The 11,770-nt window shown below is 38.0% G+C and carries 11 protein-coding genes; 8 read left to right on the top strand and 3 right to left on the bottom strand.

The features are described from left to right. Positions 1-208 precede the first annotated feature (208 nt). Together ACUVXA_RS09140 and ACUVXA_RS09135 are read right to left on the bottom strand one after the other, a co-directional pair. Entirely contained in the window at positions 209-1,105 is an 897-nt protein-coding gene (locus ACUVXA_RS09140) for an MBL fold metallo-hydrolase (RefSeq protein ID WP_445870946.1), read from the bottom strand. Positions 1,106-1,164: 59 nt separating this feature from the next. Continuing rightward, complete coding sequence (locus tag ACUVXA_RS09135; RefSeq protein ID WP_445870945.1) at positions 1,165-2,220, bottom strand: DMT family transporter; 1,056 nt, start codon at positions 2,218-2,220, stop codon at positions 1,165-1,167. 195 nt (positions 2,221-2,415) lie between these two features. Between ACUVXA_RS09135 and ACUVXA_RS09130 the strand changes: the two genes are divergently transcribed. Continuing rightward, complete coding sequence (locus tag ACUVXA_RS09130; protein WP_445870944.1) at positions 2,416-2,874, top strand: Lrp/AsnC family transcriptional regulator; 459 nt, start codon at positions 2,416-2,418, stop codon at positions 2,872-2,874. An 88-nt stretch (positions 2,875-2,962) separates the two neighbouring features. Here ACUVXA_RS09130 and ACUVXA_RS09125 read toward each other — a convergent pair whose 3' ends face one another. Next, complete coding sequence (locus ACUVXA_RS09125; protein ID WP_445870943.1) at positions 2,963-4,354, bottom strand: FAD-binding oxidoreductase; 1,392 nt, start codon at positions 4,352-4,354, stop codon at positions 2,963-2,965. Between the two features lie 185 nt (positions 4,355-4,539). On the opposite strand from ACUVXA_RS09125, the gene ACUVXA_RS09120 reads away from it, so the two are divergent. The 7 genes from ACUVXA_RS09120 (at position 4,540) to ACUVXA_RS09090 (ending at position 11,637) form a co-directional block, all read left to right on the top strand. Continuing rightward, a complete protein-coding gene (locus tag ACUVXA_RS09120; RefSeq protein WP_445870942.1) occupies positions 4,540-5,112 on the top strand; it encodes a hypothetical protein in 573 nt (190 codons plus the stop codon). 208 nt (positions 5,113-5,320) lie between these two features. Then, the gene (locus ACUVXA_RS09115) at positions 5,321-5,890 is read left to right on the top strand and encodes a hypothetical protein (protein WP_445870941.1); all 570 of its coding nucleotides are present in this window, start codon (positions 5,321-5,323) and stop codon (positions 5,888-5,890) included. Between the two features lie 123 nt (positions 5,891-6,013). Continuing rightward, positions 6,014-6,802 carry a hypothetical protein gene (locus ACUVXA_RS09110; RefSeq protein WP_445870940.1) on the top strand — a complete coding sequence of 263 codons (789 nt, stop codon included), beginning with the start codon at positions 6,014-6,016 and terminating at the stop codon, positions 6,800-6,802. Between the two features lie 118 nt (positions 6,803-6,920). Then, on the top strand, positions 6,921-8,321 hold the full coding sequence (locus tag ACUVXA_RS09105; protein ID WP_445870939.1) for an acetate--CoA ligase family protein: 1,401 nt from the start codon (positions 6,921-6,923) through the stop codon (positions 8,319-8,321). Positions 8,322-8,531: 210 nt separating this feature from the next. Next, complete coding sequence (gene thrC, locus ACUVXA_RS09100) at positions 8,532-9,659, top strand: threonine synthase (protein WP_445870938.1); 1,128 nt, start codon at positions 8,532-8,534, stop codon at positions 9,657-9,659. A gap of 141 nt (positions 9,660-9,800) precedes the next feature. Further along, positions 9,801-10,490, top strand: a complete 690-nt coding sequence (locus tag ACUVXA_RS09095; protein WP_445870937.1) for an ABC transporter ATP-binding protein — start codon at positions 9,801-9,803, stop codon at positions 10,488-10,490. Positions 10,491-10,494: 4 nt separating this feature from the next. Then, complete coding sequence (locus tag ACUVXA_RS09090) at positions 10,495-11,637, top strand: ABC transporter permease (protein ID WP_445870936.1); 1,143 nt, start codon at positions 10,495-10,497, stop codon at positions 11,635-11,637. The last annotated feature ends 133 nt before the right edge of the window (positions 11,638-11,770 follow it).

Here is an 11,770-nt window from a genome sequence, read left to right as displayed (position 1 = left end):
CATCCTACCAATTAACAGCAAGGGGTGACAAATGTCCCTAACTTCTACAATCTCTTCACGGAAACGAACCAAATTATATTAATTTATACTATCCTATTGCATTCCGATTTTTATTTAGAACTAATTCTGCTTGATTGATTTTCGTAATGAATGATAATGAGTATGAGTTTAAAGAATAATAGTTTTCGGTCAAATTGTAGGTTTACTTTTAATTCGTCATAGGTAAGAACCCTTGTGCTAATGAGCGTGCTAAGTCTATTGCGTGGTTTGGTGCAAATTCGTTCAATTGCTCTCCATAGTTTTTAGCAATGAAATTGGCTACATATTCTAGGTCCGGATTTTCTTTGTGAGCTTTAATTACATCATTATTCCACTTGTAAGTAGTTTTAATAGTATCCTTTAAGGCCAAGTAACCCTCACGAGCAGTTTTGGCTCCGAAGTGGGCGAATCCTATGATTTCCGGTTGAAAGGATTCAATTTTTTTAATGGTTGCTACAAAGGTTTCCAATTCAAACTCGGGAGGAAACGCAGTAGGTATAATCTTATTTGTTTTGGGCATGTGTATTCCAACAGCATCTCCAACGAACATGAATCGATTTTTCGGCTCATAAAAACTAATGTGATCTCTTGAATGTCCAATGGTTTCGAGAATTTGAATTTCCACTCCTTTACCTAGATTAACCGAGTCGCCCTCTTTAACAATATCATAGTTCTTTATGGGCTTCATTTCGATACCGGGATCGCCGAAAGTTTGTTTTCCTCCCTCAATCAGTTTCTCAATTATGGAGGGGGCAGTGAGACGTTTAGAATCCTTTTCGGATACTAAGACTTTTGCATTAGGAAACTCGTCCTCTAGATAAGCTGCGCCTCCGGCGTGGTCAAAGTGGCAATGAGAAGGCATTATGTAAATCACGTCTTCCCTATTTATTTTCAGATTCAATACTCCTTCTACTAATTTTTCAACTGTACTATTGGAGCCAGAGTCCAGAATAGCTACTTCTTCTCCCTTAACTAAAAATACGGACGTGGAGCCGAGTTTTCCGTGCATTTTCACATCCACTAGATAAACATTTTCATTGATTCTTGAGGTTTTAGTAAACCACAAAAGAAACACCACGCAAACTTTTTAGTATATTTCCACAACTTACTTGGGCTACTTAACATTTACGATATTAACCCGAGGAAACTTGACTGAATTATATCTTCCGGGCGATTCTGCTGGTTGGTATTAATTTGGTTTAAGGTTTTCAAAATTAATCTTTTGACTAGTTTATGAACAATCTGTAGTTTTGGTAGAGTCGTTTTAGGTTCTGTTGGGGTTATTATTACGGGTTTTGCTGCTTTTTTATTCCGTTGGCTTTGTGCTAAATAGACTCCTATAAGAGTAAGAGCGATACCTAGTATGCTTACTTCTGTGTAAAATTCGTTTAGTAAAATTGCTCCTAAAATAGTGGTCACTATGGGTACTAGAAGTAGGGTGATGCAGGCGGTTGATGCCTCAATATCGTGAAGAACATCATACCAAACAAAGAAGGTCATAACCGAGGATACTATCCCTAGAAAGATTAAAGAAAACCAACTCAAACTAGAGATATTGTTAAGGGGAACGAATCCTTCAGTTACAAAAGCCGCGCCAAATAGTAGAATAGTGCCAAAAGGTACTGATGTCGCAGTCATCAAGTAAGAATCCATATTCTGTGCAATTTTCTTGGCAAAAAGCGAACCAGCGGCCCATGAGAAAGCAGAACCGAATACAACGAAGTTCCAGATGCTTCCAGATAAAGTGGGATTAGTGGCAATAACTACAAGAATGACCCCAGTATATCCCAAAATGAGTCCTATTGCTTTTCTCTTTGTTATAAATTCTCCTAAAAATATGGCACCCAGTATTGTAACTATTATTGGATCAGTGTTGATAATAACAGATGCTTGTCCAGCAGGAATATACTGTAATCCATAAAATTCAAAAATATAATAAAAGAAAACATTAATGACTCCCAAAACCGCTACCAATAGAATCTCTCTCTTGTTAAACTTTAAAACGCTTTTGTATTTTCCAGTTACTAGCAAGGAAGAAAGCAGAATGCTCGAGGCTAGGAGAAATCGGTAGGCTGCAAATGTGATTGGCGGTAAATCTTGCAAACCGTATTTAATGAATATGAATGAGGAGCCCCATGTTAAAACCACAAAGATTAATCCGCCAACCGTTCTATACTTCAAACTTTTTCCTCCAACAAGGGAAGCCTTAAAATTATAGATGTTATTAAGCCTTTTCATTAAAATAGTTAATTTTTAATAAAAGATTCCTAATAACATTAAATGGATTACCTCACAGTTACTAAATTTAATGAAAAATGGTAGTAAAAGATAAAACCATGTAAATAACAATATTAGTATTAAAAGAGGTGCAAATAATTGCCCAAGTTGGATGAGATTGATTTTCAGATACTGAAAATACTACAGGAGGAGGGAAGAAAGCCAGTAGCCGAAATAGCAAGGCAGATTAAGTTAGCCTCACCCTCGGTTCATGAAAGAATTTCTAAGCTCGAACAGGAGGGAATAATCAAAGGATACACAGCGATTCTTGATAACAAAAAACTCGGTAAGGACGTTACCGCTTTTATTGGAATAAAGGTAAACCATGCGATTTCCAATGGAGACACCGTTCTAAAGGAACTGGGGAAAATCGACGAAATTCTTGAATCTCACACGGTAACCGGAGATGATGACATTCTTTTAAAAGTAAAGACCGAAAACACCACCACCCTTGAAAAATTAATAACGAAAATATACTCAATAAAGGGAATACTAAACACTAAAACCACAGTAGTTTTATCCACCCAAACAGAAACCCTAAAAATCAGAATCGATTAAAAACTATAAAAAGGGATGAATCATCAAAAAATCTTTTTGAAATTTTCAAATACGATGTGTGTTTATTTTTCTTTGACTGATTCACATTTCATAAGCTAATTTTTTCAAGAATTTTTTTGAGGAAAGTAGTGGTTTGAAACAAAGAGGGACTGGTAGTAAGTCCAATTCTGGATTTTGGATAGTTAATGTTTTTGTAGGGATTCATAATATTCTGAGAATCAATCTGCTCCTTTATTTTTCTCATTAATTTTAAAGTGTTCTCATCAAATATTTCCTCCATCCAGAAACTATTCCAAACACCTGAGCCATAGGGTCTGCCATCCAGACCGATAGCCACCTTTACAAAATCACCGATTAGAGTAATCCTCTTTAAACCCTTTTCTTCCTTGTTACAAATAAGACGCAGTACAATTGATTCAGGATCCGCTAAAAACCCAACCAACCCCTGAATCCGATAACTCTCCCTCAACCTTCGCACCACTTCAATAATATTAAACAAACCATCTAAAGGTAGAAACACTTCACCACCAAACCCTTCCTGAACATAAATATTTTGAAGCAAAACCCCTAGATCAAAATCTCTCTCCGTTACCGGAATAATCCCCTGTTCTTTTTCAAAAATTGCTTCCTCTTTCTCCTCCTCATATAGTAACAAAATTATTCCTGTCTCTGCTTCTATACCCAGTTCAGTCTTGGATAATTCTCCATCAAAAAATACTGCCGATAAAAAATTTCCCGACATTGCAAGTTCTCTTAACTCTTGGAACATAGCCTCTTTTTTTAAAATTTTGTATGCAGTTACTTTTAGATTTTTTTGGTGGTGGATTTTTAGGGTGGCTTCGGTTATTATTCCCAATGTTCCCTCAGCGCCTGTAAATAGCCAATGATTATTATATCCGTATCCGTATGAAAAATGTGATTTGGAGTATCCCGTGTTGATTGTCAGGCCCACTGGCAGAACCACTTCTAGATTAATTATTTGATTTCCGATTGAACCGTGTTTGAGTGAACCTATTCCGTAGCCTCCTCTACTAACAAACCCTCCTATAGTTGAATCTTCATTTGGAGGATTTACTCCTAAAGCAAGCGTCTTACTTTTTAGATTAATATTTACTTCTCTCCAGTAGGTGCCTGCTCCAGCTGTCAAAATTTTTTTGTCTTCATCAATTTCAAATTTATTCATTCGCTTCATATCAACGATTATTCCGCCTCTTATAGGCAAAGTTTCTCCCAGATTAGATGTTCCTCCTCCCTTAGGAATCAAAGGAATCTTTTTATCAAAAGCGTAGTTAACTATTTTTACTATCTCTCTTGTATTTTTGGGCTTCACTATAGCATCGGGTAAAATTTTAAATCCTAAGCTTAGAATAATAGAATCCCACACTTTACCGATTTGATCCTCTTCCTCTTCTCCGCCTATTGTCACGTTCTCTTTTCCCAATATGCTGCCCAGATCACGCTTCAACCTGGATTTTTTCATTTCCATCACTTGAGACCAATAAAAGATTATAAAACTATTAAACTTCTTGGTGAAATTTTCTTTTTAATTCGCTAAATAAAATAACACTATAAATTAAATTATAAAAAAAAGTTTAACATTACGAGGTATTCAAATACTCAAAAAAGAAAAAATCTGACACCCTACAAAAAACCGGGTTGAACGTATTGATTATACACAATATCTACATAATAAACTCCGAAGGCATATGCCCCCTCAGCATAAAGCTAGGCTCAATAGACACCGACCCAGAAATGGTAGCAGGCATCTTCGCCGCCTCCCAAAAATTCTGGGAATACATCACAGGCGAGGAACCCCAATCCATAATTTTCCAAAACACAAAAGCACACCTGAAACAATTCACAACCGGACAAAGAACCTGGTACCTGGTAATCCTACTCGAATTGGAAAACCCAGAATTACTAAAAACCGTCGAAAAAAGCATACTAGAAGTAGTAATAGATAATAAAATGCTATTTGAAAAATTTATCGCCGACACAACCGAGATCAGCGTTACAATACAAAACCAAATTATAGAAAAATTGCAGAGTATCCCATGCCCATATCTACAAAGAAAAATTTTCACCCCTATCTGTATTGTAAACAGCGATAAATTCCAAATATTTGATTGTAATATAGTGACTACTTCTATATGCCAAGAGAGAATAAAGGAAGAACTCAAATACCAACCAAAAAAAGACTTATTTTCTCCTAAATTTCCAAAATCACGTTATAATTAAACTTAAAAATATTAAATCTTTATGAAAACATTTCAAGATGAGATTTTTATACGATTGATTTTAAACAATATACATAATAGATAACTATTTAAAAAAGACTAGCAAGTAAATACATAATAATAAAATAATGCTATTAGTACAGTTATTTAGTGCCTTAATGGAAAGCTTATAAAACGATGATACTTTCATAGATTTGGGGTTTGAAAGGTTGATTATCCATAATATCTATATTATAAATTCGGAAGGGATTTGCCCCTTAAGTCTAACTCTGGGGTCTATTGATGCTGATCCCGAATTGGTGGCGGGGATTTTCACAGCTTCTCAGAAATTTTGGAGCGAGGTTACGGGAGAAACCCCGCAATCTATCTCTTTTAAAAACATGAACGCCTACATTAAACCCTTTTCTACCGGGGAAAAAGACTGGTATTTGATTCTAATATCTGAGGCGGAGAAACCGGAACTCGTAAAAAAAGTTGAGGATTGTATACTGAAGATTGTGGAGCAAAATAAGAAGCTATTTGAAAAATTTTTTGCGGACACTACAGATATTAATAATATTGTAGGTGAGTTAATAATCGATGAGATAGCTCAGATTCCCTGTCCTCATATCCGTAAAGGTCTGCTTAAAACAGTGTGTGAGATTGATAATAAGCCAATCGAGGAACGCTACTGCAACTTCGTTTCTATGGCAACTTGTAAAACCAAGATTAGAGAGTACTCAAAGCAAGATTCATCAATTGTAGGGTTGTTTGACAAGTTTTTCGATAGCCTAAGATGAAAACCGCTTTATAATTGCTAAAACTGACCGTATTTTTTTGGTTTTAACAATTAATTTTTTTAGTAAGTTTGTTTCTTATTATTTATATTATAAACGACCTTGTAAGTAGGAAAGGTGCCAATTATGGTTAGTTTGGACCAATTTATAATTTACGCCTATATATTCAATGATTTTTTCCGTCTTTCAGCTGTTTTCGGCTTTTCCTCTGGAATGTATGTTAAGCTTTACTTTTCAGCAATTGCCTCATTCATAGCTTTTCTAGCGTCTATTCTTCTTTTGGCTAAGTCTAGAAAACAACCCGCCGGTATGCAAACATTTCTTTTACTTTCTGCCGCAACATTTGCTGGAGGTATATCCACTCTAACAGTAGCGATTGCCTCCTATTCCTATATAATAACTCCTAGCCTTTTCACCTCCATTCCCGCAACAACGTTTATACTCTATCGTATCCATTTTGCTTCAATACCCATGATTTTACTGTTCTTTTGGCTATTCTTTTCACAACTAATTCGAATAAGAAAAGTTTTCGTTTATCTTGTTACCATAATCTCTTTGCTTGTTCTAGTTGTGAATTCAGTTACCACCATAACTGCGGAGGAAGTTCAATTAGTGCTATCGGTTAATATGGATATGGTTCCCTCTTTGCTTACCCTAATTCTTTGGCTTGGTGCTTTCATAATTATTGCCATCTCCTTCTACTATTATGCTTCCAAGCAGAAGGATGAGCGTCGAATAATGGGGTCTCTTCTGGGAACAGCTGCAGTTTCCGCAATAATGGTTCAGGTTTCTAACATTTTCGCACTCCTATTGAACAACACGATTCTGGAAGCCGGTGTATGGATATTTGCCGCATTAGCATTCACACTAATGTACTTTGGATTACTGCCTCCAAAACGCTTCTTTTCCAAGTAACAAATTTGATAATATCTATTTTCTATTACCCCAACATATTATTTTTCTTTTTTTAGGGGAAGGATGCAATAGTTATTAATAAGAAGTGTTATTTCTGTGAAATTGAGAGGTTAAAATAATGCTGGACATCCTTAAAGAGTTTGAACCCGTTTTTTCCCCCAAATCCGTAGCCATTATTGGGGCATCAAGAAACCCCAGCAAACTCGGATATCAGAGCCTAAAAGCACTAATCGAGGCAGGATATGTAGGCAAAATCTATCCCATTAATCCAAATGCTGAAAACGTGGGAGAATACAAATCCTACCCAAGTATTCTTGACGTCCCCGACCCGATTGATCTGGTGATAATATCACTGCCTCCCAATGGAGTTTTAGACGCGGTTAAGGAATGTGCTAAAAAAAGAGTGAAAGGATTGGTGATTTTTGCTTCCGGCTTTAAGGAGCTGGATGAGCAGGGTGCCCAAACTGAGAGAGAAATGGTAAGAATATGCAATGAAGCTGGAATCAAGATTATTGGGCCCAATACCATTGGGATGATGAACGCTTATTCCAATTTGAATGCCAGCTTCGCCCCCATAGGGAAGCTTCCCAAAGGCAACATATCCATTATAAGCCAATCTGGTGGAATGGGTACAACTCTATTATCCTATATTATTGAAGCCAATTTAGGATTCAGCAAATATGTTGGGGTAGGCAACCGAGCCAATGTAGAAATAGCGGACATACTTCTTTATCTAAGGGACGACCCTAACACTGAGGTGATCTGTGTATTTATGGAGGGCTTGGATAAGGCTCGTGAATTCTTGCAAGTAGCAAAAAAGGTAGCAAGAGAGAAAGCCGTACTGATATACAAGGTGGGAAAAACAGAGGTATCTAATAAAGCCGCCTTTTCACACACGGGCTCACTGGCTGGTTCCTATCATCTATACAAAGCGGCGTTTGCCCAGGCAGGAATACTGGAGGTTATTGAGCCCTCTGAACTAGTTGACGCAGCCAAAGCAATCTCTATTCTTCCTCCTGCTAAGGGCGATAAGGTAGCTTTAATTACTCACACTGCTGGACCCAGTCTCGTGATCACCGAGGTCTTGGAACGCTACGGGATAGAAATGTCTGTTTTATCTGAGGAAACAAAAAGAAGAATTATGGAGTCTGTTCCTATCGGTATTACTGTACAGAACCCGGTTGACCTTACTGGCGTGGCTTACGTTTTTTCAAATCTTTACGGGGTTGTGGGTAAAATAATTTTAGAAGATGAAAATGTGGATGCCCTAATAGCAGTTTACACGCCCTCATTTCAGCCAGAAATTTCATTGCCCGCAAAAGAGCTTATCGAAATAACAAAAGCCACTAATAAACCAGTCATTGCTGCTCTAATTTCCCCAAACACATATCCCATAGAAGAACAAGTCGAGCTGGAAAAAAACGGGGTGGCAGTATACAGAAACCCAGAAAGAACAGCCAAAGCTATGGCAAACTACCTTAAATACTGGAAACTTAAAAGAAATCAAGTACAAAAATAATTTTTATTCAACTATTTGCCTTTTCAAACAACATGTATCTCCGAACCATTCTATTTCAATTACTCCATAAAAACACTCCTCTAAAATCAAATAATCTTCCCCAAAAACCAATAAATCTGCATTTCCACAGACAATCTTCAAAACTATAAATAGTTAAAATTTGTATTAATACTCAATATAATACAACATCCGAATTTTCGGTGATTCCTAATGTATTTGGAGTGTGCTGTTTGTAAAAAACGTATTGAAGATAATTCAATTCTATGCCCGGGCTGCGGAGGCCCAATTCAGGTTTACTATGATTATGATTCGATGCGACTGAGCCGAGAAGATTTTCACGGCAGAACCATCTGGAGATACCGTGAACTCCTTCCCTTCGAAAAGGTTACTCGCCTCGTTACCCTAAATGAAGGGAGTACACCATTACAGCGAAGCGATACCATAGGTGACGACCTAGCACTGGACCTATGGTTTAAGCTTGAAAGCCACAACCCCACAGGGAGTTTCAAGGATCGGGGGAGCGCCGTGGAACTCACCAAGGCGTTGGAGAGGGAAGCAAAATCGGTGGTTTGTGCCAGCACGGGAAACATGGCTAGTTCGGTTTCCGCTTACTCTGCCAAGGCGGGACTTAAATGTAAAATAGTTGTTCCTATGAATGCTCCTGTAGCCAAGGTAACTATGATGGAACTTTATGGTGCTGAGGTGGAGTTTGTAGATGGGGGATTTGATGATGCTGTGGACACCGCGATGGAGTATGCTAAGGATCCAAGCGTACAATTTGCGGGCGATTATTATTGGAGACGGGAGGGACAAAAAACCATTGCCTTCGAAATTTTTGAGGCGTTGCCAAATGTGGATTGGGTTATTGTTCCTGTGGGTTCTGGGGTGTTGCTTTCCGCGATATATAAGGGATTTTGGGAATTGGAGAGATTGAAGCTTACGGATAGAATTCCCAGATTGGTGGGTGTTCAAGCAGAGGGTTGCAGTCCGGTGGCTAGAGCTTGGAAAGGGGATAGGCTAAAAAGGTGGGAAGAATCCCGCACCATAGCTAGTGCGATTGAGGTTTTGAACGCTTTTGACGCTCCTCTGGTCTTAGAGGCGGCGAAAAACACTCGTGGAAAAATTATTTCGGTTTCTGATAGGGAAATAATGGAATCTCTAGTGGAACTTGCACGTAGGGAAGGAATTTTTGTTGAACCGGGAGCTGCTGCTTCAATAGCGGCTGTGTTGAAGAACTGGAAATCTTTTGATGGAAGAGTTGTTTGCGTATTGACCGGATACGGGTTAAACGATTTTCAAACAGTGAAAAATTATCTTGAAGGAAAACTTAAATTTTGAACATAATACCTGTAATATTTAAATTAAACATAAACATAGTCGTTGGCTCTCAAATTTTTTATAAGGAAATTTAATATCTATAAACTGGTTATATGTTAATACGTTTATGTTTTAGTTGAGAAATATTTGAGTGGGTAAGCGATGAGCAACTCTCATATCCTAGAGTTAGAGAATGTCATGAAAATCTATAAGACCGGAGATATAGTATTTGAGGCGTTGCGTGGAGTTTCATTAGTTGTCGAGAGTGGACAATGGGTAGCTATACAGGGTCCAAGTGGTTCTGGAAAAAGTACTCTTCTTAACTTAATTGGTTGTCTTGACAGACCAACCAGTGGCAGAATTCTCATTGAAGGAGTTGATGTTTCGAAAATTAATGATAATAAGCTTGCGGAAATAAGAGGCGGGAAAATAGGTTTCATATTTCAGATGTACAATTTGATACCTAGTCTTACCGTGGTGGAAAATATTCTATTGCCTACCTCTTTTATCAAAAAGCTCAGAAAAACGGATGTGAAGCAGAGAACTGAGGAAATAATGAAGAGGTTGGGAATCTCTCATCTGAAAGACCGTTTTCCAAGCAAGCTTAGTGGCGGGGAAACTCAAAGGGTCACCATTGCGAGAGCTCTAATAAACGAGCCTTCACTGATATTAGCCGATGAACCAACGGGCAATTTAGACACTTCTACGGGTTCTGAAATCGCAAAACTTTTCAAAGATATCCATGAACAAGGCGAAACTATTATTCTGGTTACTCATGACAATGAGTTTGCACGAAAAGCGGAGAAAATTTATGTTCTTCGCGATGGAGAACTGAAAACACAAGGGAGATAAAAAGTTGTCATGGTTTAAATTAGCTTTTCGGAACTTGGGAAGACGCAAGAGTCGGAACATTCTAACAATTATAGGTATAATGATTGGAATAGCAGCGCTGATAGCAATAATATCTCTCACCTTGGGACTAAGTGCGCATATCGATAACCAGTTCAAGAATCTGGGAGTAGATGTTTTAGTTTATCCCGTCTCTGGACGAATTTCCCCTTCTTCAGTTAACACAATAGAATCTATTCCAGGAGTATTCGCTGTTGGACCTAGAATCAATTTTGTCATGACCGCTGTTGAAAAGAACTTTTCGGTTCCCTTTTATACAATTGATCCGAATGCTGAGACCAAAATTGGATTTCTAAAACCTTTGCTAGGTCACCTGAATATGGGAGTAAACCAAACTGTTCTGGGGTTCTCATTAGCCCAAAAACTTGAAGTGGGAATAAATGATAACGTAACATTCAGAACCCCTTCCTTTATAGAATTTAACTTGACAGTTGTGGGTATATTGCAAAAAAGTCAAGAGATTATTTCTTTTACGGATAGCTTTGGATTTGTCAACATTGAATATGCGGAGAATATGACCAATGTAAATTCAGGCTATTCGGTAATTTTAGTGAAATGCTGGAGCTCCGAATTTTCAAGCTTTGTAGCCTACCAAATCCAGTCTAAGATTTTTGATGTTTCAGCGGTTTCGCAATCCCAAATTAAAGATGTAATAGATAGTGTTAGAGGAACGATAGATTTCTTCCTTTTCATAGCAGTCGGATTAGCCCTAATCGTCGGCTGTTTGGGAACGGCAAACACTATGGCGGTAGCGGTTCTTGAAAGAAGACGTGAAATAGGGATTATGAAGGCCACAGGAGCTAAAAACAGAGACATAATGAAAATATTCATTGTGGAGTCTATATTACTTGGATTACTGGGTGGTGGTTTAGGTTTAGCCATAGGATACCTTGCTGGCTGGGCTGTTAAATGGTATGTTGACAATGCTTTATGGTTTGTAGAATTTATCTCGGGATACGCGCCAGTATATGAATGGTGGGTATGGCCTCTCGGATTGGGAATCGCCATTTTTATCTCGCTAATTGCTGGAGTTTACCCTGCTTGGAGAGCATCAAGATTGAAACCAGTAGAAACTTTACGATATGAGTAAAAAACTTTCAATCTCCGTAGCTGGAGAACGGTTTTTGCAAGGGTTGTACCATTTTTTGCGCCCTTATGCAGAAGGTGGGGGGCGCATTTTTCAGCCGGTGAGTGGTCTGGAATGACCTTATTTTGGGCAACCA

It is taken from the genome of Candidatus Jordarchaeum sp. (assembly GCF_052745115.1).
Note: the sequence above shows the minus strand (reverse complement) of the source record. Positions and strands in the feature narration are given on the sequence as shown.